The 22,431-nt window shown below is 59.0% G+C and carries 24 protein-coding genes; 13 read left to right on the plus strand and 11 right to left on the minus strand.

What is annotated here, in order from left to right; translation table 11 throughout:
- Positions 1 to 247: 247 nt before the first annotated feature.
- The 3 genes from CCGE525_RS21395 (at position 248) to CCGE525_RS38385 (ending at position 1,053) form a co-directional block, all read left to right on the plus strand.
- Entirely contained in the window at positions 248 to 403 is a 156-nt protein-coding gene (locus tag CCGE525_RS21395; RefSeq protein WP_120706047.1) for a DUF3309 family protein, read from the plus strand.
- A 45-nt stretch (positions 404 to 448) separates the two neighbouring features.
- Positions 449 to 703 carry a YMGG-like glycine zipper-containing protein gene (locus CCGE525_RS21400; RefSeq protein ID WP_120706048.1) on the plus strand — a complete coding sequence of 85 codons (255 nt, stop codon included), beginning with the start codon at positions 449 to 451 and terminating at the stop codon, positions 701 to 703.
- Between the two features lie 176 nt (positions 704 to 879).
- Complete coding sequence (locus CCGE525_RS38385; protein ID WP_162950230.1) at positions 880 to 1,053, plus strand: hypothetical protein; 174 nt, start codon at positions 880 to 882, stop codon at positions 1,051 to 1,053.
- A 42-nt stretch (positions 1,054 to 1,095) separates the two neighbouring features.
- Here CCGE525_RS38385 and phbB read toward each other — a convergent pair whose 3' ends face one another.
- The gene (gene phbB / locus CCGE525_RS21405; protein WP_120706049.1) at positions 1,096 to 1,821 is read right to left on the minus strand and encodes an acetoacetyl-CoA reductase; all 726 of its coding nucleotides are present in this window, start codon (positions 1,819 to 1,821) and stop codon (positions 1,096 to 1,098) included.
- Positions 1,822 to 2,057: 236 nt separating this feature from the next.
- Positions 2,058 to 3,239, minus strand: coding sequence for an acetyl-CoA C-acetyltransferase (locus CCGE525_RS21410; protein WP_120706050.1), 1,182 nt, complete (start codon positions 3,237 to 3,239; stop codon positions 2,058 to 2,060).
- 239 nt (positions 3,240 to 3,478) lie between these two features.
- On the opposite strand from CCGE525_RS21410, the gene phaR reads away from it, so the two are divergent.
- On the plus strand, positions 3,479 to 4,051 hold the full coding sequence (gene phaR / locus CCGE525_RS21415) for a polyhydroxyalkanoate synthesis repressor PhaR (protein WP_107109823.1): 573 nt from the start codon (positions 3,479 to 3,481) through the stop codon (positions 4,049 to 4,051).
- 34 nt (positions 4,052 to 4,085) lie between these two features.
- Here the strand turns inward: phaR and CCGE525_RS21420 are convergent, their stop codons facing one another.
- The 6 genes from CCGE525_RS21420 to mtgA all read right to left on the minus strand — a co-directional run bounded on the left by CCGE525_RS21420 (position 4,086) and on the right by mtgA (position 8,734).
- A complete protein-coding gene (locus CCGE525_RS21420) occupies positions 4,086 to 5,366 on the minus strand; it encodes an IS4 family transposase (protein ID WP_245472055.1) in 1,281 nt (426 codons plus the stop codon).
- A 205-nt stretch (positions 5,367 to 5,571) separates the two neighbouring features.
- The gene (locus CCGE525_RS21425) at positions 5,572 to 5,979 is read right to left on the minus strand and encodes a hypothetical protein (protein ID WP_120706051.1); all 408 of its coding nucleotides are present in this window, start codon (positions 5,977 to 5,979) and stop codon (positions 5,572 to 5,574) included.
- A 165-nt stretch (positions 5,980 to 6,144) separates the two neighbouring features.
- Complete coding sequence (rpmF, locus tag CCGE525_RS21430; RefSeq protein ID WP_003543812.1) at positions 6,145 to 6,330, minus strand: 50S ribosomal protein L32; 186 nt, start codon at positions 6,328 to 6,330, stop codon at positions 6,145 to 6,147.
- Positions 6,331 to 6,509: 179 nt separating this feature from the next.
- On the minus strand, positions 6,510 to 7,157 hold the full coding sequence (locus CCGE525_RS21435; RefSeq protein WP_120706052.1) for a glutathione S-transferase family protein: 648 nt from the start codon (positions 7,155 to 7,157) through the stop codon (positions 6,510 to 6,512).
- Positions 7,158 to 7,169: 12 nt separating this feature from the next.
- Entirely contained in the window at positions 7,170 to 7,892 is a 723-nt protein-coding gene (locus CCGE525_RS21440; protein ID WP_120706053.1) for a DUF1868 domain-containing protein, read from the minus strand.
- A gap of 95 nt (positions 7,893 to 7,987) precedes the next feature.
- A complete protein-coding gene (mtgA, locus tag CCGE525_RS21445; protein WP_414128282.1) occupies positions 7,988 to 8,734 on the minus strand; it encodes a monofunctional biosynthetic peptidoglycan transglycosylase in 747 nt (248 codons plus the stop codon).
- A gap of 181 nt (positions 8,735 to 8,915) precedes the next feature.
- On the opposite strand from mtgA, the gene CCGE525_RS21450 reads away from it, so the two are divergent.
- On the plus strand, positions 8,916 to 9,830 hold the full coding sequence (locus CCGE525_RS21450) for a polyprenyl synthetase family protein (RefSeq protein ID WP_120706054.1): 915 nt from the start codon (positions 8,916 to 8,918) through the stop codon (positions 9,828 to 9,830).
- A 45-nt stretch (positions 9,831 to 9,875) separates the two neighbouring features.
- Here CCGE525_RS21450 and CCGE525_RS21455 read toward each other — a convergent pair whose 3' ends face one another.
- Complete coding sequence (locus tag CCGE525_RS21455) at positions 9,876 to 10,829, minus strand: GlxA family transcriptional regulator (RefSeq protein ID WP_245472056.1); 954 nt, start codon at positions 10,827 to 10,829, stop codon at positions 9,876 to 9,878.
- A gap of 190 nt (positions 10,830 to 11,019) precedes the next feature.
- Between CCGE525_RS21455 and CCGE525_RS21460 the strand changes: the two genes are divergently transcribed.
- Both CCGE525_RS21460 and CCGE525_RS21465 read left to right on the plus strand, forming a co-directional pair.
- Entirely contained in the window at positions 11,020 to 12,399 is a 1,380-nt protein-coding gene (locus tag CCGE525_RS21460; RefSeq protein ID WP_120706056.1) for an FAD-binding oxidoreductase, read from the plus strand.
- Positions 12,400 to 12,608: 209 nt separating this feature from the next.
- Positions 12,609 to 13,250 (plus strand): LysE family translocator, encoded by a 642-nt coding sequence (locus CCGE525_RS21465; protein WP_120706543.1) that lies wholly within the window; start codon positions 12,609 to 12,611, stop codon positions 13,248 to 13,250.
- 33 nt (positions 13,251 to 13,283) lie between these two features.
- Here CCGE525_RS21465 and ispG read toward each other — a convergent pair whose 3' ends face one another.
- On the minus strand, positions 13,284 to 14,537 hold the full coding sequence (gene ispG, locus CCGE525_RS21470) for a flavodoxin-dependent (E)-4-hydroxy-3-methylbut-2-enyl-diphosphate synthase (RefSeq protein WP_120706057.1): 1,254 nt from the start codon (positions 14,535 to 14,537) through the stop codon (positions 13,284 to 13,286).
- Positions 14,538 to 14,665: 128 nt separating this feature from the next.
- The gene (locus CCGE525_RS21475) at positions 14,666 to 15,865 is read right to left on the minus strand and encodes an MFS transporter (RefSeq protein WP_120706058.1); all 1,200 of its coding nucleotides are present in this window, start codon (positions 15,863 to 15,865) and stop codon (positions 14,666 to 14,668) included.
- A 254-nt stretch (positions 15,866 to 16,119) separates the two neighbouring features.
- On the opposite strand from CCGE525_RS21475, the gene CCGE525_RS21480 reads away from it, so the two are divergent.
- The 6 genes from CCGE525_RS21480 to CCGE525_RS21505 all read left to right on the plus strand — a co-directional run bounded on the left by CCGE525_RS21480 (position 16,120) and on the right by CCGE525_RS21505 (position 22,418).
- Positions 16,120 to 16,989 carry a DMT family transporter gene (locus CCGE525_RS21480; RefSeq protein WP_120706544.1) on the plus strand — a complete coding sequence of 290 codons (870 nt, stop codon included), beginning with the start codon at positions 16,120 to 16,122 and terminating at the stop codon, positions 16,987 to 16,989.
- Positions 16,990 to 17,259: 270 nt separating this feature from the next.
- Complete coding sequence (locus tag CCGE525_RS21485) at positions 17,260 to 19,173, plus strand: acyltransferase family protein (protein WP_120706059.1); 1,914 nt, start codon at positions 17,260 to 17,262, stop codon at positions 19,171 to 19,173.
- Between the two features lie 181 nt (positions 19,174 to 19,354).
- Positions 19,355 to 19,840, plus strand: coding sequence for a BA14K family protein (locus CCGE525_RS21490; RefSeq protein WP_120706060.1), 486 nt, complete (start codon positions 19,355 to 19,357; stop codon positions 19,838 to 19,840).
- A gap of 284 nt (positions 19,841 to 20,124) precedes the next feature.
- Positions 20,125 to 20,898: an amino acid ABC transporter substrate-binding protein gene (locus tag CCGE525_RS21495; protein ID WP_120706061.1), complete on the plus strand. Its 774-nt coding sequence runs from the start codon at positions 20,125 to 20,127 to the stop codon at positions 20,896 to 20,898.
- A gap of 81 nt (positions 20,899 to 20,979) precedes the next feature.
- Positions 20,980 to 21,660, plus strand: coding sequence for an amino acid ABC transporter permease (locus CCGE525_RS21500; RefSeq protein ID WP_120706545.1), 681 nt, complete (start codon positions 20,980 to 20,982; stop codon positions 21,658 to 21,660).
- Positions 21,657 to 22,418, plus strand: coding sequence for an amino acid ABC transporter ATP-binding protein (locus tag CCGE525_RS21505; protein ID WP_120706062.1), 762 nt, complete (start codon positions 21,657 to 21,659; stop codon positions 22,416 to 22,418). The genes CCGE525_RS21500 and CCGE525_RS21505 overlap by 4 nt, the downstream gene beginning before the upstream one ends.
- Positions 22,419 to 22,431: the final 13 nt, after the last annotated feature.

Genomic DNA, 22,431 nt, shown 5'->3' on the forward strand with positions numbered 1-22,431 from the left:
ATGCATCAGGTGCGTGCGTTAACATTCTTGCGCAGCTTGCCGGCTCAACCCGATGAGTTGTTATTTCTGAGCCGGAACAATTTCTCGCGAAATAAGTTTCTATTCACAGCGACACTGGTGCGCTACTCATTAGAGGGGGACGGGTAAAGAACGCATCGGGACTATCAACTTAGCGCATCTGATATGCTTGTGTGACGACGTCACTCCGGCGGGATGCTCTAGGCGCTTGACGCGGAGGAAATACGCCATGCTTGGTACGATATTACTCGTGATTTTGATTCTGTTGCTGATCGGCGCACTTCCGAACTGGGGTTACAGCCGGGGTTGGGGTTACGGTCCATCAGGTGGTCTCGGACTCGTTCTTGTCATCATCCTCATACTGCTGCTGATGGGCCGGATCTGATCCGGCCGATATTGTTGAAGACCTCACACACTAGGGAGCATTATCATGAAGAAAATCATCGTCGCGATCGCACTTGTCGGCGCACTTGCCTCCTGCACCGCAACCGAAAAGGGAACAGCCATAGGCGCCGGCACGGGCGCGATCATAGGCGGTGTCGCCAGCAATAGCTGGGGTGGTGCCGCAATCGGCGCCGTCGCTGGCGGTGCTGTCGGCTACCTGATCGGCCGCTCCCAGGAGCATCCTGGCTATTGCATCTATCGTGACCGCAATGGCCGCCGCTATGAGGCTCGCTGCCGCTAAGGCGGTTACAGGCGAAGATCGATTTCTGTCGGCCGATCGTCAACGCGCTGTCGACGATCGGTCTTAAAAGACAAATCCTCGCGCCGACAACCTTGGACCGACATTTTTCTTGAGACGAAGATACCCACGCCGGTCTGGCGGGGGTCGGGTTAACGTTTTTGGAAAGGAACGGCGCCATGACCGAGATCATTGCAAGCATCGCAGGGCTCGCTTTTGTCGGCACCACGTTTATTGTGCTGGGTTATGCCGCATGGATGCGGGACAAGGAAATGCGCCGCATGCCCGTGGAGGCGGTCGTCTTGGATTTCAAACCCCGGCAACGGCGATCCGCAAATTCAAGCCGGCGATGATTGCCGGGCATTCCGGCAATCATCGGGTATTTACCTACCAGATCAAACGACGAATTGGCCGCCATTGGCGCTGATTGTCGATCCCGTGATGAATCCGGCGTCATCGCCGACGAGGAAGACGACGATACGGGCAATTTCTTCGGGGTCGCCCAGACGGCCGACGGGGATCTGCGGGATGATCCGTTCGTTCAAGACCTTTTCCGGCACCGCAAGCACCATCTCGGTACCAATATAGCCAGGGCAGATGGCATTGACCGTGATATTCTTGGCGGCACCCTCCTGGGCAAGCGCCTTGGTGAAGCCGAGATCGCCGGCTTTGGCGGCGGAATAATTCGCCTGACCCATCTGGCCCTTCTGGCCGTTGATCGAAGAGATATTCACGACGCGGCCAAAGCTGCGGTCACGCATGCTCTGCCAGACATGGTGCGTCATGTTGAACAGGCCGGTGAGGTTGGTGTTGACGACCTCGTGCCATTGCTGCGGCGTCATCTTGTGGAACATGGCATCTCGGGTAATCCCGGCATTGTTGACGAGAATCTCGATCGGACCGAGTTCGTCCTTAATCGCGGCGATGCCCTTACCGCAGGCTTCGTAGTCGGACACATCCCACTTATGGACGGAAATACCCGTCACTTCATGGAAAGCCCGCGCCTTCTCGTCATTGCCGGCATAGGTTGCCGCAACCCGGTAGCCCGCATTGCGCAACGCCATCGAAATGGCTGCTCCGATGCCGCGCGTACCCCCTGTCACCAACGCCACTCTGCTCATATTCCACTCCCCTCTGTTATCGCCAAAGCGGATCAGCACTCTCGAATCGCTTGATCCTTCTCTCGCTATTTACTTTAGCACGACCTTATTAAAAACCATCTCGTACCATTTTGGGGACGGAGCGAAGCGCCCTAGAGCGCTGTGCGTTCACTTGAACGCACAAAGATCGCTCCAGCCTTTTGAATCCAGAGCATCTTGTCCGCTTTTCAGGTGATCCCACCTGAAAGCGGAATGCTTTAGAGCGCTTCGAAACACATAGCGACGCCCATGCCGCCGCCGATACAGAGCGTGGCGAGGCCCTTCTTGGCGCCGCGGCGCTTCATCTCGAACAACAGCGTGTTGAGGATGCGGGCGCCGGAAGCGCCGATCGGGTGGCCGATGGCGATGGCGCCGCCGTTGACGTTGACAACAGACGTATCCCAGCCGAGGTCCTTGTTGACGGCGCAGGCCTGCGCGGCAAAGGCTTCATTGGCCTCGATGAGGTCGAGATCGCCGACGGACCAGCCCGCCTTTTCCAGCGCCTTGCGCGAGGCCGGGATCGGGCCTGTACCCATGATCTGCGGGTCGACGCCGGCGGTTGCCCAGGAAACGATGCGGGCGAGCGGCTGAATGCCTCGGCGCGAAGCTTCAGCCTCGGTCATCAGCACGGTAGCCGCCGCGCCGTCATTAAGGCCGGAAGCATTGCCCGCCGTCACCGTCCCTTCCTTGTCGAAGGCGGGGCGCAGCTTGGTCATGCCGTCCAGCGTCGCACCGTGACGGATGAATTCATCGGCGTCGACACTGACGTCGCCCTTGCGGGTCTTGACGATGAACGGCACGATCTCGTCCTTGAAGCGGCCGGCGAGCTGGGCGGCTTCGGCCTTGTTTTGCGAGGAAACGGCGAACTGATCCTGGTCGTCGCGCGAAAGCTGCCACTGACGGGCGATGTTTTCCGCCGTGATGCCCATGTGATAGCCGTAGAAGGCGTCCGTCAGGCCGTCCTTGATCATCGTGTCGATCATCTTCATGTCGCCCATCTTTGTACCGCCGCGAAGATGCGCAGCATGGGGGGCCATGGACATGGATTCCTGGCCGCCGGCGACGATGATCTTCGCATCGCCAGAAGCGATCTGCTGCATGCCGAGCGCAACGGCGCGCAAGCCGGAACCGCAGAGCTGATTGACGCCCCAAGCGGTGGCCTCCTGCGGAACGCCGGCCTTCATGGCGGCCTGGCGAGCCGGATTCTGCCCTTCGCCGGCCTGCAACACCTGACCGAGGATCACCTCGTCGACTTCCCTGGCCTCGACACCAGCGCGCTCCAACGCGCCCTTGATCGCAGCCGCGCCGAGCTCATGAGCCGGAATGGTCGCAAAGGCGCCGTTAAAGGAACCGACAGCAGTGCGAGCTGCACTGGCGACGACGATGGATGGATTGCTCATGGAAGCCTCCTCAAAGGTTGAACATATATAAGCCGAAACTGTCAAAGCTTTGCGCCCGAGTCAAACGACAAGAATTTTGGTCTTCCAGATTTCACGAAGTCGTCATCACCCGGCAAAAAATACAATCAAAGGAAAGGGCTTGCCGCATCGCACAAACCGATTGTCACCAAGCTTCTTTTGCGTCTACACTTGGCAGTGGAGGAGTTTCCATACAATCAGACGGGGCCAGGAGACTGATAATGGCAAAAAATGAGGGCCAGATCGTAATCAAGAAATATGCCAACCGCCGCCTATACAATACCGGCACCAGCACATACGTGACGTTGGATGACTTGGCGGAGATGGTAAAAAAGGGAGAGGAATTTATCGTCCAGGATGCGAAAAGCGGTGAGGAGATCACGCATTCGGTGCTGACGCAGATCATTTTCGAACAGGAATCGAAGACCGGAAATACGTTGCTGCCGATTTCGTTCCTGAGGCAACTGATCACCTATTACGGCGATCAGATGCAGATGGTCGTGCCGAGCTTCCTCGAACACTCCATGCGCGCCTTTACCGAGCAGCAGACGCAGATGCGCGAGCAGATCAATCGCGCCTTTGGCGAAACGCCGCTCGGCAAGAACCTGCAACTGCCGATCCAGATGGTCGAGGAACAGGTCCGTCGCAATACCGAAATGTTCCAGCAGGCCATGCAGATGTTCTCGCCCTTCATGAAACCGCCGGCGAAAGAAAGCCGCAAGGCGGAGGCAAAGGACATCGACGAGCTGAAAGAACAGCTCCGCGCGATGCAGAACAAGCTGGATAGTTTGTGAGCATCTCACCCTCTCCCCAGCGAGGCTATTAGATTCACACATAGTCGCAAGCGGAGAGGAGAAGGGATACGCCGCGCTTGGCTGCTTGGAACTGTTGCCAGCCGTCGAGCATGACGATTGGGCCCGGCTTGCCGTAGTAGCCGGTCCAACCGCCGAGGCGGGCGCAGACCCAGGCGGCATAGGCCAGCGAGCCTTTGGGATGAGGGTTCTTCTGTCTGGCGGTCGTGCCCTCCAGCTTGGCGCTGAAGGCTTCCAGAAGCGGCCGGTCGCTCGGCTCGAAGGCGTCTTCGATGGGGCGCAAGGCGCCGCCCGGAGGAGCGCCGTCGCGCGAATGCACCAGTTGCTGCACAATCACGGCCGCGACGAAGGCGGCCATCACTAGATTGCTCAGCGGCACCTCGTCCTCGATGCGCAGGGCTTCGATATCAAAGCCCTGCGTCTTCAGGGTGCGGAACAATTGCTCGATTGCCCAGCGGCGGCGATAAAGGGCGATGACCGCCGCCGCCTGGCCTGCATCCGACACCTCGTAGGTTGTCAGCAGCCGCCAATGGATCGGCGTCTCGCCCGGCGGCGGTGCGCCCTCGCGCACATCCACCAGAAAGAGGCGCACACCATCCGGGACGTTGTTGTAGATGCCATTCTTCGGGCGCGGCAATGTCACCGCACTGAAGCGGATCGCCAACTGCGCGTCGCGCTCTTTGCGGCCCGGCTTGGCCGGCAGCGTGAAGGCCAGGCTTGCCGCAACCGGCAAGGCGTCCGCCATGGCCAACAGCGACGGCTGGTCCTTACCGAAGCTGCGATCCCAAGCCATCCGGATGACGAGATCGACATTGGCGGGCCGTCGGGTGAAGGCCTCGTAGATATCGCTTTCGCGGTCGGCGATGACGGTGATGTGGCGCGCGGCCGCGCAAACCTGCGCGGCGCGGTCGGCGCCCTCCAGCCAGCGATAGCTTTCCTTCTCCTCGATCGGACGCGCGCGCTGCGTGCCGCGCTTGCCTTTGTCGCGGCTTAAAAACTGCCCATGGATCGCGCCGATGATCGCGCCATCATCCGCATCGACCCCGATCATCGCATGCAGGTAAAGACCGCCACCGCCGCCGGAGCGCACCACCGTCGTATCCTGAATGGCCAAGATATGCCGATCCGCGCAACGGCTGGCCGTGCGCAACGCCGCCGCATCGATCATCGCCTGCGGATCAACCGCATCATTGCGCAAAAACCGGCTCAAGCGGATCTCTCCAGCCCGATTGCCGCCGAGCTTGCGCACCCGCATCCCCCGGCCAGCCGTCTCAACAAGGCGCTCCAGCAAGAACACCCCCCTTTTTCCAAGCGACGGTCGCCAAACCGTCCCAGGCTCAAATCACCCATCGCTTAATTCTCCTGCTTTTTGCAGAAGAATCAGAACTCCACTCCATAGGCAATTCTAAATGTGTGAATGCCATAGCCCCAGCGAGGAGAGGGGGCATCCTAAATCCGTGCTCCGCACAACCTTCTCCCCGCTGGGGAGAGGGTAAAAAGCCTTATAGCCCGATCGAAACATCCCGCCCGGCCGAGCGGATCGAAATGGTGAATCCGCCGATGACGTCGATGAAGGCGATGGTCATCAGAACGAAAAACGTCTGCGTCGCCGCATCCTTGACCAGCAGGAATTCGACCAGATAGGCGATGAACACCAGCATCGACAGCATGTGATTGAGCAGCGAGCCAGAACCGTTGCGCGTCGCCTTCAGTATTTCGAAAAACAGCATGACCAGCGCGATGACGATGAAGAAATCGCCGAGCTGCAGCGTCCATGTCGCGCTCGAAAGCATGGCGAGCGTAAGCAAGACATCGTTGAGGGAAGCGATGCCGCCGGCGCCCATCAGACCCAACGTCGCCAGATTATAGAGCACGAGGGGAACGATCATCAGCGGGAAGGCAACAACCATAATCAAGAAAATCTCTTCGAAATTGAAGTCGCCGCGAGTTTTACCGCAAAGGGTCTGAAGTGCGAAGCAGTTTTCGGGCGCGAGCCAGCAGAACCAAAATGCGCAAACAGAAAAAGGCCGGCGAAACGCCAGCCTTTGAATCTCAACTCCAAGGGAGCGCTAGAATTATGCGCTTTCCTTCGGCGTCAGAACCTGACGGCCGCGATACATGCCGGTCTTCAGATCGATATGATGCGGGCGACGCAGTTCGCCGGAGTTCTTGTCTTCGACATAGGTCGGAGCCTTGAGCGCATCAGCCGAGCGGCGCATACCGCGCTTGGACGGGCTCGTTTTTCTCTTCGGTACAGCCATTCTCGTTACTCCACTTTGCGGACGAAACATATCAGCGGCCAGCCAGGCGGCCGAAACAGATATGCATCAATTTCGGAAATTGGGCGGGCTTATACATGGCTAAAGGGACTTTGACCAGTCCCTTCCCGCATTTTTTGCCCGCACCACCTGATTCGGATCGATGGAAGCCGAATCAGTGATCAGGCTTCGTCTTCCGGCACGATCCACGGCTCCTCACGTGCGGCTTTTTCCCATTTCTGCCAGGCGGGCAGTGCTTTCATCGCAGCCATGTAGTCCAGCGTGTCGGCGGCGCTGACGAGATCATAAACCTCAAGACGGTTGACGACCGGCGCAAACATCGCATCGGCACCGGAGAAAGCGCCAAACAGGAAGGGACCGCCGGAATGGGCGCGCATCTCGCGCCAGATCGTCTCGATGCGCGCAACATCGTCCATGACACCCTCGGGCAGATCGAGCCGGCTGACGGGACGACGGATGTTCATCGGGCAGGCATTGCGAAGCGCGCGGAAGCCCGCCAGCATCTCCATCGAGATCGAGCGCGCCGTGGCGCGCGCCTGCCGATCCCTGGGCCAAAGGCCGGCATCCGGGAAAAGCTCGGCCGCATATTCGATAATGGCGAGCGATTCCCAGACCTTGAAGCCGTCATGGACCAGCATCGGCACCTTGCCCGTCGGCGAAACCTCGCGGATGCGCGGATTGCCGGCCGGAAAATCGAAGGGGATCAGCACCTCTTCGAAAGAGATGCCGCAACCCTCCAAGGCAATCCATGGCCGAAAGGACCAGGAGGAATAATTCTTGTTTCCGATATAGAGGGTCAGCTTGTCCATGGTTTGTCCTTCTTATTTTTGGAACTCGAATACCAGAAGTTCCTCGAAATGATTCATGTCGTCGAACGAACAAAAGGCCGGCGGTCGCAGCTCGATAACCGGCACCGCAGCGCGGACATCGGCGGCAACCTGGTCCAGCATCGCCTGCCAGCGCGGCAGCGCCTCATCAACCAGCCGCTCGATGACATAGGCGAAGGTGATGTGGAACGGATAGACGTCGTGGTCGGGATGGCGATAGCCGAGAAGATCGGCAAGGGCATTGCGCCACTCCCGCATCACCTTCCGATCCGTCTCGGTCGCGCCGTCCACCAGCAGGCCGCTCGGCCGCGCACGCGTCACCGCCACCTTGAACGGATCGTGCGTGGAAAAGGCCTTCAAACGCTCGCCCATGATCTCCGTCATCTCATCGACCGGTGCATCGAGCGCGATATCGGCCGGCCAATAAGGCCGCGTGCGGCGATATTCGATAATACCCTGAAACAGCGTCATATGCAGGCTGGAAATCGGCGTGAAGGTGAATTGCGAGGCTTCCGGCATCGCCAGAAATTTCTCCCGTGCCGCCACAACGGCGCGCTGCGTCTCAGAACCTTCCACCACATGGCAGACGATCGTATTGCCCGGCTCGTATTGAAAATTGCCCGAGAGGTCGTAGCGCGTACCGAGATGAACGGGCGGTTCCGGATGACGGCTCTTGGAATATTTCAGCAGTTCGGGCGAGAAGGCATCGATGCTCATGGGCAGGTCCGGTTTTGGTTGGCAGATCACCCGCCCTTACGTCACATGCAAGAATGCCAGATGACGGTTACCGGATCGAACGACAAGTTCTGATATCAATCATAAAGGCATTTGATGTACTCGCCGGAATTCTTCGCCCGCCGCTGGATCAGCGACGCGAGCTGGCGCAGTCCGCGCCCCGGTCTGCTGGCCACCCTGTCGATCGGATTGGGCAAGGAGACGGCGAGAAGGGCGGCCTGGCGGCCTGTCAATTTCGAGGCCGGCACCTTGAAATGATAACGCGCCGCCGCCTCTATGCCGTAGATGCCCGGTCCCCATTCGGCGATGTTCAGATAGATTTCCATCATCCTCCGTTTCGACCAGACGGACGAGGAGAAAACGGCGAGCGGCAGTTCCAGCGCCTTGCGCACGAAGGAGCGGCTGTTCCAGAGGAAAAGATTCTTCACGGTCTGCATCGGGATCGTGCTGCCACCGCGCGTGGACTCGCCCCGCAGCGTCTCCTGCACAAGCATGCGCATCTCGCCCCAGTCGACACCACCGTGAAAACAGAATTGCCCGTCCTCGGAAACCATGACCGACTGCACCAACACCGGTGCTATATCGTCGAAGGAAACCCATCGCCGATCATATCCCCGAAGCATGATGGCATCGCGCAACATTAGGGTCGAAATCGGATGGATGAACGGCAGCGCATAGAGGAGGATGAGGAAATAGGGCAGCAGCAGCAAGCCGATGAGGACAAGGACGATACGCTGCCAGAGCGGACGGCCCTTGAAGCGCGCAAGTCGGCCCGGCCGTCGCGGCATCTCGGCTTCTTCCTCGCTGTCCGTCGGAATGTCCAATTGTTGAAGGTCCACCGTTTCTCCACCCCGGAGCACTCTTCGCGTGTCCGGGGGACGCGCCAAGAATACTGCAAGTGTCATACCGTCTACACAGAGCGATGACCAGAGTGCGCCGAGATTCCCACCCCGGCGGTTGACAATTCTCGTTGCCAGCGACCGGCACTCATGCCAAACAGCGGCCATGGACAGCACCACTTCTTCCTTTGAACATCGCCTCAGGGACAACGCCGGCAAAGTCGAGGCTGTCCTGAGTGGGCTTCTTGCCGACGCCTGCCTGAACGGCGAAATCGTTCGCCCCACGCGTTTGCTCGAAGCGATGCGTCATGGTGTGCTGAACGGCGGCAAGCGGCTGAGGCCGTTTCTGGTGATGGAGACTGCAGCGCTTCTCGGTGGCAACGATGACGCGGCGCTGCGCATCGGCGCGGCACTCGAATGCGTGCATTGCTATTCGCTGGTGCATGACGACCTGCCGGCCATGGACGACGACGACCTGCGCCGAGGGCAGCCGACCGTGCATGTCGCCTTTGACTATGCGACGGCGATCCTCGCCGGCGACAGCCTGCTGACCTACGCCTTCGACATCATCGCCGCGCCGGAAACCGACCTGCCGGCTGAGAGAAAGATCGAACTCGTGCTGGCACTGTCGCGCGCGGCCGGTATCGGCGGCATGGCCGGCGGCCAGGCCCTCGATCTTGCGGCTGAAAAAGAGGCTCCGGACGAGCACGGCATCACCATGCTGCAGGCGATGAAGACCGGTGCACTGATCCGATTTGCCTGCGAAGCCGGCGCCATCGTTGCCGGCGCCTCAGCTGAGGATTGTCAGCGGCTGCGTCTCTTCGGTGAAAAGATCGGCCTCGCCTTCCAGCTCGCCGACGATCTTCTCGACCTGACTGCCGATACTGCTACCATGGGCAAGGCTACCGGCAAGGACGCCGCCCGCGGCAAGGGAACATTGGTCGCGCTGCACGGCCAGGCCTGGGCGGAAGCCACACTTGCCCGCCTGGTCACGGAAGCCTCGGAACTGCTGTCTCCCTACCGAGAGAAAGCGACTATCCTGATCGAGACGGCCCAGTTCGTGGCGAACCGCAAGAGCTGAATTCTTTCGTGCAGAGAGGATATGTGGACGGGCGAGGTTGTCACCTCAGCTAGCGGCCAGCTTTGACAAATGGCCGAAACGAAGCCGGTACTGGGCGGGCGTCAGGCCGGTCTTACGTCGGAACAGGCGGTTCAGAAAGCTAACGTCCTCGTAGCCGACCTCGTCGGCTATGGCTTCTACGCTCATGTCACTTGTCTCGAGCAGTTGCTTGGCCTCCTCAATCCGAATCGCGTGGAGATAATCGATCGGCTTCATCCCGGTCGCCTTGGTAAAACGACGGAGGAAGGATCGTTCGGGCAATCCGGATCGCGCGATGATCGATGCGATCGGCGCGCGTGTACGGTAGTGGAGCGCCAGCCATTCCTGACAACTGCCGATCACAGGATCGTCCGAGCGGCGGCGGCAGGTAAGAGACGCGAACGGCTGCTGGCCAAGGTCGTGCCACTGCAGCATATAGACCTTGGCGACCTCGATCGCTTCCTTCAGCCCCACGAATCTCGCGATGACATAGAGTGCGAGATCCTGCCAGCTCGAACCTCCTCCGGCCATGACGATCCGCTCACCTTCGCCCGCCAGGACGAGGGAGCGGTTGATGCTCACACGCACACCGGGATAATTGTCCGCCAACGTCGATACATAGCCCCAATGTATGGTCGCCTCGCAATCCGAGAGCAGTCCCGCCTCGCCAAACAGCACGGCCCCAGCGCACGCGCTGGCAAGGAATGATCCTCGCCTGTAGTTTTCTGCCAGCCATTGCGCCTCGGGCTCATATTGGCCGGAGACGCTTTGGCCCGGGTTCACAAAGAAGTCGGGAATGCAGATGATGTCGGGGGACGGGCAATCATGCAAGGCGAAGTCTGGATGGATCCGCACCTCGTTTATCGCCCGAAAATTCTCGACGTTTCTGGCGACGACATAAGGCCGCATCCGTGGCTCGCAGATCTCGCCCCTGGTTATGAACGGCCAGTCGCGACCGGGCGACGAGAACAGATCGAGCATGCCGTAGAGGGTCGAAGCGGTCGCCGCGGGAACCGCGAGTATCGCGACGTTCAGTGGTCGATCGCCTGCGGTCATCGAAATCACCCCATCAAATGGCGGAAATCACCAGGTCATGGCAGTTATAGCTTTAGCACCTCATCCGACGTTGAACTAGCTTTGTGACATTCCGGGCAGAAGACGGAGGTTCGACATGTCGACTGACCATCTACGCAACGGCTTTCGCGGAGAGCTGCTGGAACCGGATGACGCCGGATATGAGCAGGCCAGGATCGTCTGGAACGGCATGATCGACCGGCGGCCGGCGGTGATCGCGCGGTGTCGCAACGCCGCCGACGTTGTTCTCGCCGTAAACTATGCCCGGGAGCGCGATCTCCTGATCGCCGTGCGAAGCGGCGGCCACAATGTTGCGGGATACGCCGTCTGCGATCGGGGGATGATGATCGACATGTCGCAGATGAACTCGGTGCGCGTGCCTCCCGAGCTCGATCGCGTGTTCGTGGAAGGAGGCGCGACCTGGGCCGACGTCGACGCGGCCACAACGCCGTTCGGCAGGGCCACTCCGGGTGGCCTCATTTCCGCGACCGGCGTGGCTGGCCTTGCCCTCGTCGGCGGCATCGGCTGGCTGCGGGGAAAGTATGGATTGAGTTGCGACAACATAATCTCGGCAGAACTGGTGACCGCCGACGGGCGCTTGGTTCGCGCCAGCGCATCGGAAAATCCAGATCTCTTCTGGGCGCTTAGGGGCGGAGGCGGCAATTTCGGCGTCGTCGTCAATTTCGAGTTCATGCTCCATGAGATCCCGCCGCTGCTCATGTTCTGCGCGCCGGTCTATCCGGAGGAGAGAGCCGTGGAGGTACTCGCCCTGTGGCGCGATTACATGGCGGGGGCGCCCGACGAAGTCACAGGATTGGCCGAGTTCTCCGCGGTTCCTGACGATCCGGCCTATCCGCAGAATTGTTGGGGCCGCAGGGTTTTGAGCTTGGCGACCGTATACGACGGTCCTGCGGAGACCGGCGAGCTGGTCACGATGCCGCTTCGTCAGTTCGGCGAACCCCTGATGGATTTCAGCGACCGGATGCCCTACCGCACCTTACAGACGCTCTACGATAGTCTTTTCCCAAAAGGACGCGACCGGTGCTATTGGAAGTCCACCTATCTCGCGCATCTAAAGCAGGAGACGATCGAGGCCATTGCGGCGAGCCTGAACAGGCGGCCGTCGGAGATGACGTTCGCATCCATCTGGAAGTTTGGTGGACAGGTGGGCCGCATCGCCGCCGACGCCACCGCCTTCGGCGACAGGTCCATGCCCTTCATGCTTAGCCTCGATGCCATTTGGTCGTCGCCGTCGGACGATGAGGCCAACATCGCATGGGTGAAGTCGGTTTGGAACGACATGCAGGTTCATAGCACCGGGAGGAGCTACCTGAACTTCCCAGGCCTCGGGGAGGCCCAAAATCTTGTAAGGGACGCCTTTGGGCCTGATGTCTTCGAGCGGCTTCTGCGGATCAAGAGGAAATATGATCCTGGCAATCTGTTTCGAATGAACCAGAACATCTGCGAGCAACTATGAGCAGTGTTTGGCTGGAGAGCCAGCCAAATCTATTTCGCCGGGGTAATACGAAGACATCGCGCCATGGCGATGCGGCGCAAAATGTCACCATGACAAGAAATTTTCGGCACAAGAGTGACGTTGCAGCGATTCCATGGCAATTCTGGCGCCCATTGCTGCGTCAGGCACGCGGAATCGGCCGCACCTCTGACCTCCCCCGGAGCTATCCCATGCATGAGGCGCTTGCCTATCTGCCGCAGATCCTGCCGGCCTATGTCGCCTACATCATCGCCGTCGTTAGTCCGGGACCGGCGATCATGGCCATCATCGCGACATCGATGACCCATGGCCGCAAGGCGGGCATGACGATTTCGCTCGGCATCTTCGGCGGCTCGCTGACCTGGGCGATCGCTGCCGCAGCCGGGCTTGCAACATTGCTGCAGACCTATGCCATGGCGCTGGAGATCCTGAAGGTCTTTGGCGGGCTCTATCTGCTCTACCTCGCCTACAAGGCATTTCGCGCGGTACGGTCGGGCGGCGACTTGCCGGCCGCCAGGGAGGAAACAAGAAGCCCGAGCTTCAAGTCGCTGATCCTGCGCGGCTACGGCATTCACGTCACCAATCCGAAAGCGATCTTCGCCTGGCTTGCCATCATCGCGCTCGGCATGCCGCAGGGGGCACCGGCCTCCGTCGCGGTGCTGATCATCACCGTCTGCTGCACGACCGGTTTTGTCGTGTTCATGGGCTACGCGACGCTATTCTCCACACCGCATGCCTTGAAAATTTACAGGAATGCGCGCCGGTGGATCGAGGGCGCCATGGCCGGCTTCTATTGCTTCGCCGGCATCAAACTGCTGACGAGCAACATCTAAGGTCAGGTATCAGAGGCCAAGTTCAGCGGCGGATCACTCCGCCGCGACGCTCTTCTGGCCGAAACGCTTCTCGATATAATCGGCAACCAGCGCTTCGAAATCAGAAGCGATATTCGGGCCGCGCAGCGTCATCGCCTTCTTGCCGTCGATGAAGACCGGGGCGGCCGGCGTTTCGCCGGTGCCGGGCAGCGAGATGCCGATATCGGCATGCTTGCTTTCGCCAGGCCCGTTGACGATGCAGCCCATGACGGCAACATTCAGCGCCTCGACGCCCGGATACTTCTCGCGCCAGACCGGCATGTTCTTGCGGATGTCGTTCTGGATGTTCTGCGCCAGTTCCTGGAACACGGTCGAGGTCGTCCGGCCGCAGCCCGGACAAGCCGCAACGACAGGCACGAACTGGCGGAAACCCATGACCTGCAGCAGTTCCTGCGCCACCTGCACCTCGCGGGTGCGGTCGCCGTTCGGTTCCGGCGTCAGCGAGACGCGAATGGTATCGCCAATGCCATGCTGCAGCACATAGCCCATGGCCGCCGACGAGGCGACGATGCCCTTGCTGCCCATGCCGGCCTCGGTGAGGCCGAGATGCAGCGCATGATCGGAACGGGCGGCAAGCATGGAGTAAACGGCGATCAGGTCCTGCACCTGGCTGACCTTGGCCGAGAGAATGATGCGATTGCGCGGCAGGCCGATTTCCTCGGCGAGATCGGCCGATATCAGCGCCGATTGCACGATCGTCTCGCGCGTCACCTCACGGGCCGAAAGCGGCGAGCCCTCGGCGGCATTCCTGTCCATCAGCGCCGTCAGCAGATCCTGGTCGAGTGAGCCCCAGTTGACGCCGATGCGCACTGGCTTGTCGTAGCGGATCGCCATTTCGATGATTTCGGCGAACTGCTTGTCCTTCTTGTCCTTGAAGCCGACATTGCCGGGATTGATGCGATATTTCGCCAGCGCCTCGGCGCAAGCCGGGTGGTCGGCGAGCAGCTTGTGGCCGATATAGTGGAAATCGCCGATCAGCGGCACGTCCATGCCGAGATGCAGCAGCCGTTCGCGGATCTTCGGCACGGCGGCAGCACTTTCGTCGCGATCGACCGTGATGCGCACCAGCTCCGAGCCGGCTCTGTAGAGAGCTGCGACCTGCGCCACCGTCGAATCGACATCAGCGGTATCGGTATTGGTCATGGACTGCACGACCACGGGCGCGCCGCCGCCGACGATAACGCCGCCGACATCGACGGCAACGGAGGAACGGCGCGGCTTCGGATCGAAATCACTGGCGGACGACATGGAAAACTCTCGTTAGCCTCGGGAAATTGGTGCCTTTCAGGTGGATCACGAAGCGGTCATTGTCAACCGCTTCGGGCATTACTTTTACTCGGGCAGGAGCACGTCGATAACAGCCGAAAGCGACGAAATTAATGCGAGCTGTGGCCGATTCCATCGGCGTAACGCGCCAGAGACGATAGCGCCAGCACGATGAGCAGCAGAACCGGCAGCGCCATCAGGACCGGCGAGAAACCGACATGTTCGGCGGCAAAACCGATCGCGGAAGGGGCGACCAGCATGCCGGAATAGCCCATGGTCGTGACGACCGAGATGCCGATACCCGGTTGCAGCCCCGGAATATTGCCGGCCGCCGAAAAGGCGATCGGCACCATGTTGGAAATGCCGATACCGCACAGCGCGAATCCGACAATCGCAAGCACCGCATTCGGCGCGAGCGCCGCAAGCAGCATACCGACAATCGCAAAGACCGTGCAGACACGCAGCGTCTTGACGGCGCCCAGTTGGTCGCGGACGAAATCGCCGGCAAAGCGCATCGTCGCCATGGTGAGCGAGAAGGCGGCGAAGCCGAAGCCCGACAGCGTCACCGATGCGCCCTTTTCCTGGCCGAGATAGAGCGCGCTCCAGTCGAGCACGGCACCCTCCGGGATCATGCAGAACAACGCCATCATGCCGAGCAACCAAGGCAGCGGGATCAACGGCAAGCGCGCCTTCGGCTTTGCCTCATCCGGATGCGGCTGGTCGCCGAGGATCATGGGCCAGGCGACAGCGAGGAACAGAACCGCAAGGGCGGTGGACACTTCGGCATGACCGAGCACACCCCAGCGCGAGATCAGAAAGCCGCCGATCGCCGAACCGATGAGGCCGCCGAGGCTCCAGAAGGCGTGACAGGACGACATGATCGCCCGATGCATGGACTTCTCGACCGACACGGCATTGGCGTTCATCGCCACATCCATGGCGCCGATGAAGCCGCCGAACAGAAAGATGGCGATCGCGGCGGTCCAGACATTCTGGGTAACGGTCAAGGCGAGCAGCATCGGCAGCAGCAACACGGCAAAGGCCTTGACAACGATCTTCGAGCCGCGCCCGGCAATCTGCGCGCCGGCCATCGGCATCATCACCAGCGAGCCCAGGCCGAAAACCAGGATCATCAGCCCGAGTTCGAATTTGGTCAGTTGCAGCCGCTCGGCGAACTCCGGAATCTTGGGCGCCCAGCAGCCGACGGTGAAGCCATTCATCAAAAACAGCAGGGAAACGGCGGCGCGCGATTTTGTGAAGAATCCGCTTCTGCGAGCCTGAAAGCTCCCGGATCGAGTCATATCATCCATAAGAAATCCCCCAAATCGGTGGCCGCAGGATATTTAAATCGATTGAAATCTCAATATCCGAAAAGAGGCGCATCGGTCACGTTTCGTCTCCATCTGTTAAAACGGAGGCAGCGAAGCCACAACCGCAAATAATCTTTCCCGCCCGATCTACCTTGCCGATATGGCCTATTGACGGCGAAAAAGTAGCCTCCTATCGCTTGAGCCTTAAAAGAGTTTTTGTCGGCCCGCCTCTAGCCATTCCCCATGGTGCTTCTGTGAAAAATCCCATCAGCTACGGCATCCTGCTTACGGTGTTTGCCTACATGCTGTTCACCGCCCACGACTCGGTGGTGAAATTACTTGTCGTCACCATTCCGGTCTGGCAGATCCTGTTCTGGCGAAGCTGCACCATCCTCATTGGTTGCTTCATCTTCGAGGGCCCATCGCTGGCGCAGAAAGTGGCGCGTTCGCCGATCATCAAGCCGATGATCGTGCGCAGCATTCTGCTGACGATTGCCTGGACCTCCTATTATTCCGCTGCCCGTTACCTGCAGCTTGCCGAAGTCACCACACTCTACTACGCAGCCCCGATCGTCGGGACGATTCTTGCGACCATCGTGCTGCGCGAGAAGGTCACTGTCGCCCGCTGGATGGCGGTCGGCGTCGGCTTTTGCGGGGTAGTGATTGCCTCCAATCCGGTCGGCCTGTCGATTTCCTGGCCGGTCTATCTGGCGCTGCAGGCGGCCGTGCTGTGGGCGACGGGCATGGTGCTCCTGCGCAAGACCGCGCTGCACGAAAAAAGCCATATCCAGATGGCCGTCTCCAATATCATCTTCATCCTGCTGACGGGCACGATGGCCTTTCTGCACTGGAAAACACCGACAGCTTACGAGCTGATTCTGCTTTGCACTACCGGCGTGGTCGCCGGGGTGGGGCAATTGGCACTGTTCGAAGGCATGCGGCAGGCGCCGGTCTCGGTTTTGGCGCCGTTCGAATATACCTCGCTGGTCTGGGCCTTCCTTCTCGGCTTTCTGATCTGGGGGGACATCCCCAAGATCAACACCTTCGTAGGCGCCGTCCTGATCCTCAGCGCCGGCCTGATCATCATCGTCAGCGAGCGGTTGCGGCTGACGTCAGCGGTTTGAACGAAGCGGGAGCCTCCCGAGACGCTCTCCAGCACTGAAACTCAACCAATAGACGTATTTTTCTGACCGCCATTATTGCGCATTAAGCCATCCCGTTCGCTTATGATGGCAGATTCCGACAATGTCGTTAACGTTAACGACTAGACAAACCCACCCTCTTGGGTCAGGTTGTCGCCCACGAATTTCGTGCGAGCAGAATTTGGCATACTGAATACCTTCAGTAATTCAATTACTAGTTTCTGGTAATTCTTATGAGGGAATCGGCTCCGAATGAAGTATCGACCCGAAATAGATGGCCTCAGAACCATGGCCGTCTTGCCTGTAGTGTTTTTTCACTCTGGATTGTCCGGTTTTTCGGGAGGATTCATTGGCGTCGATATATTCTTTGTCATCTCAGGTTTTTTGATTACGACTCTGATCGAGGAGGAACTTAAAAACGGACGCTTTTCAATAGTAGGGTTCTACGAAAGAAGAGCGAGGCGCATACTTCCCGCCCTCTTCTTCTACCTGATTTTGACGACGTTCTTCGCGGCCCTCTTGTTCTTACCATCGTTTTTTATCGATTATTCCAAGAGCATGGTCAGCGTTGCATTATTTATTTCCAACTTATACTTTTGGAAATTTTCAGGATACTTTGAAGATAGCGCTCTGCTTCGTCCTCTGCTGCACACGTGGTCGCTCTCGGTCGAAGAACAGTTTTATATTTTTATGCCACTCGCGATGTGGCTCCTTCATCGGTGGACCGGCAGTCTCCGTCTCGCGGTTTTCGCTGCGGTCGCAGCCGGGTCATTTGCCCTCAGCGTATATGCAACCGACGTTGCTCCGACAGCCAATTTCTTTCTCCTCCCAACGAGATGCTGGGAGCTTTTGATCGGCGCGCTCCTGGCGATCTGGGGCAGACAGAGTGCTCTGCCAAGCCCGGCAAACAACCTGCTGTCAATTGTCGGACTTTCGGCAATTCTGTTTGCGGTTTTCACCTATTCCGCGGCGACGCCATTTCCGGGTCTCTCCGCAGCTCTGCCCTGTATCGGCGCGGTCATTTTGATTTATGCCGGCGGGGCAGAACGCTCGATCGTTGCCAGGCTGTTATCGACGAAACCGTTCGTGTTCACCGGCAAGATATCCTATTCGCTATATCTGGCGCACTGGCCCATCGCGGTCTTCTTGCGCTATGTCACGCTACGGGAACCAGGAACGTTCGACGCAATGTTTATCATTGTTTCGAGCTACATCTTGGCCAGTTGCTCATGGTGGTTCGTGGAGCGACCTTTCCGTGGAAAGGCAATTATTTCGTCTCGCGGCGGAGTGTTTGCATCTGCCGCAATGGGGCTTTTTGCCGCTTTCACGGTCGCATACGGAACAATCGCCGCCAATGGTTTCCCCAATCGCTTTCCTGCCTACGAGGCACAGACGGAGATGCTGCACTTAAAGAAGCAGCAAACCGCAGCGGCGGGCGAGAACCAGACCTGGCGAAATGACAAGTGCTTCTTCGAGAATGGCGACGCCTTTAAGAGCTGGAAGCCGGAAAACTGCCAATTGACGAAAACCTCCGGCGACGTCGCCCTTCTATGGGGCGACTCTTACGCCGCGCATTATGTCCCGGGTATTGTTGCGAACGCTGACCAAACGTCTCTTCAAATTTACGAGTATACGTATGCGGGTTGCCCACCGGTACTTGCCTACTATTCTTATGCCAGGCCCAATTGCCAGCAATTTAACCGCAACGCGCTGAACCTCATCAAGACGCTCAATGTGAAGCACGTCATTCTTTCGGGGAGATGGGTGGATCTCCGTCTCAGAGGCCTGGATTTGCTTCAAGATACCATATCGACCCTCAAGGGAATGGGGGTGGACGTGACCGTCATAGGTCAGTCGCCGATGTTCGTTACCGACGTTAAGGTTATTGGATTTGAAAAAGCTACGCTGGGAGAATCTTCGTCTTCATGGCCAACAATAATCGAGGCTAATTTCAATGAACAATTAAAGGCCGCAGCAAAGGGTGCTGCCTTCATTGATCCAATTATAAACTTATGCCCAAGTGGAATCTGTGACTATATTATGGATAGTCAGTTCTTATATTTTGATTCTGGGCATTTTTCCGATTTTGGCAGTGCTTTTGTGGTAAAATTGTATTTTCCACTTTCTTATAGAGGTGATTATGCTATTCGCAATGTTGCGAATTGATTTCAAGACGCTCGCGTGGCCCGAGGCTACCAATAGGCGCGCAAGACCGGTCGACCGCGGAGGCAGAAACGGCGGCAAAAGTCAGCCCCACTGACGCCATTGCCGGCTTGGAAATTAAGTGCCACGCAGCCCTTTCCGCGCTATAATGTCCGGCTGCCATTTAGACGGAAAGGTGAAGTCAATGAAGAGGCTAGCAATCGTTGCCTTGTCGGTCGCGACGACGCTGACCAGCGTCCCGTCGGCCATGGCGTTTCCCATCATTGTCATCCCGAAGGTCGAGGCACCGCAGGCGCAGCCGGTAGACTACCATGGCGGCTATCACGGCGGATATTATTATCATGGTGGCGGATACTATCACCACCATGGGGACGACTGGGGTTGGGCGCTTGGCGGCCTCGCCGCAGGTGCGGTAATCGGCGGGTTGCTGGCGCAGCCGAATTATTATGGCTCTGGCTACTATGGCTCTGGCTACTACGATCCGGGCTATTACGGCCCGGCTTATTACGGCCCGCGCTATTACGCGCCACGGTATTACCGCCCGGCCTACTATGGTGGCAATGCGCATGTGCGCTGGTGCTATGCGCGCTATCGGTCCTACAGGGCTTACGACAATACGTTCCAGCCCAATTACGGTCCACGACAGGCGTGCGTCTCACCTTACTACTAATGGCGCATTCATCGGAGACGATGAAGCTGGAATCTGCGGGGAGCATGATGTCTCCTCCGCGGCCGACGGCAATTATCATTAGCTGACGAGGCTGCTGACGACGACGCTCGTTCCTTGGCTGGCTGTCTCTCATCTGCGCGCTGGCAAAATCACCAAATCTCAACCCTTTGAGAAAAATATTCGCACATGCCCATTTCTTTTGCAGTTTTCTACGCTTCCCTGCGCTAGTTTTTCTGCAATGTATTCGGCATCGATTGATGCCGCTCAAGAAACGGAAGAAAACAATGAACTGGTTGAAGACTGTCGCCGCTGCCGCCCTCGTGCAGGCTGCATTCCTGCTCCCCGCCCACGCCGGCGATAACTTGAAGGCGATCCAGTCCGCTGGCGCCCTGAAAGTCGGCACGGAAGGCACCTATGCCCCCTTCACCTATCATGACGAAAGCGGCAAGCTCGTCGGCTTCGATGTCGAGATCGCCGAAGCCATTGCCGGCAAGCTCGGCGTCAAGGCGCAGTTTCTCGAAGGCAAGTGGGATGGCCTGATCGCCGGCCTCGACGCCAACCGCTACGATACCGTCATCAACGAAGTTGGCATTACCGATGCCCGCAAGCAGAAATATGATTTCTCCGATCCCTATATTGCTTCCAAGGCCGTGTTGATCGTCAAGGAAAGCAATAGCGACATCAAGGACTTCGCCGATCTCAAGGGCAAGAAGGCCGCGCAGTCGCTGACCAGCAATTTCGGCAAGCTCGCCACGCAGTCCGGTGCTGAACTCGTCGGCACGGATGGCTTCGACCAGTCGATCCAGCTCGTACTGACCGGCCGCGCGGACGCCACCATCAACGACAGCCTGTCCTTCTTCGATTTCAAGAAGCACAAGCCGGACGCGCCGGTGAAGATCGTCGCTCAGCAAGCCAATGCCGATTATTCCGCCGCCATCATCCGCAAGGGCGAGCCGGAGCTGCAGGCCGCCATCAACAAGGCGCTGGCCGACATCAAGGCTGACGGCACCTACGCCAAGATTTCCCAGAAATACTTCGGCCAGGACGTTTCGAAGTAATAGGCATAGCCGTCAAACTGTGAAAAAGATGCGTCCGGAATCCTTTCCGGACGCATTCTCTTATTGAAAGGCCGTTTCTTCGTGCAGCACTGGTTGCAACTGTGGTGGGAGTCTCTGGGCACGTTGCTTTGGGCTGGGCTCGTCTTCACCATCCCGCTCACCCTGATCACCTTCGTCCTTGGCTTGCTGCTCGGCCTGCTCACCGCCGTTACGCGGCTTTTTGCCCCGCCGCCGCTCGTCGCCATCGCGCGTTTTTACGTCTGGGTCATCCGCGGTACACCGCTGCTGGTGCAGCTTTTTGTCATCTTCTACGGCCTGCCGAGCCTCGGCATCCTGCTCGATGCCTTTCCTGCCGCCGTGATCGGTTTCACGCTCAGTGTCGGCGCCTATACCTCCGAAATCATCCGTGCCGTCATCTCCTCGGTGCCGAAGGGCCAATGGGAAGCAGCCTATTCCATCGGCATGAGCTGGCGGCAGGCGATGAACCGCACCATCCTGCCGCAGGCCGCACGCGTCGCCGTGCCGCCGCTGTCGAACACTTTCATCTCGCTCGTCAAGGACACCTCGCTTGCTGCAGCGATCACCGTGCCGGAATTGTTTCAGGCCGCACAACGCATCGTGGCGACGACCTACGAGCCGCTGATCCTTTATGTCCAGGCGGCCCTGATCTATCTCGTCATGAGTTCTTTCCTATCGGCGCTGCAGGTCTCTCTCGAACGCCGTTTCGCGCGCTATGGCGGCACGCTGGAGGCACGGACATGATTGAGCTGTCGCATATCGAAAAACACTTCGGCGAGCATGTCATCCTGAAAGACATCGGCCTGCTGATCCCGGAAGGCACAGTGACGGCGCTCGTCGGCCCCTCCGGCGGCGGCAAGAGCACGCTGCTGCGCTGTATCAACCTTCTGGAAATCCCGACATCAGGCACGATCCGCATTGGCGGGGAGGCAGTCACTTTCCTGCCGGGCAAGAAGACCGGCTGGCAGGACATTCAGAAAATCCGCCGGCAGACCGGCATGGTCTTCCAGAATTTCCAGCTCTTCCCACATCAGACGGCAATTGAGAACGTCATGGAAGGCCTGGTGACCGTGCTTCGCTGGCCGGCCGAAAGGGCGCGTAACCGTGCCGTCGAGCTTTTGACCAAGGTCGGCATGGCCCACAAAATGGACGCCTGGCCCTCGACGTTATCGGGCGGGCAGCAGCAGCGCGTGGCGATCGCCCGTGCGCTTGCCCCCTCGCCCCGCGTTCTCCTCTGCGATGAACCAACCTCGGCGCTCGACCCCGAACTTGCCGCTGAAGTCGTCGACGTTCTCGGAAAGCTAGCCAATGAAGGCACGACCATGGTGATGGCGACCCACGACCTGCGCCTAGCCTCGAAAATCGCCACCAGCGTCGTCTTCCTCGAGGCCGGCAACATCGTCGAAACCGGCCCCTCCCGCAGCATCTTCGGCGCACCGACACAGGAACGGACGAAGCAGTTCATCTCGACGCTGAATGCCGGGCATACCTACGACATATGAACGGCCGGAGACA

The organism is Rhizobium jaguaris (assembly GCF_003627755.1).
In the GTDB taxonomy this organism is placed as follows: Bacteria; Pseudomonadota; Alphaproteobacteria; order Rhizobiales; family Rhizobiaceae; genus Rhizobium; species Rhizobium jaguaris.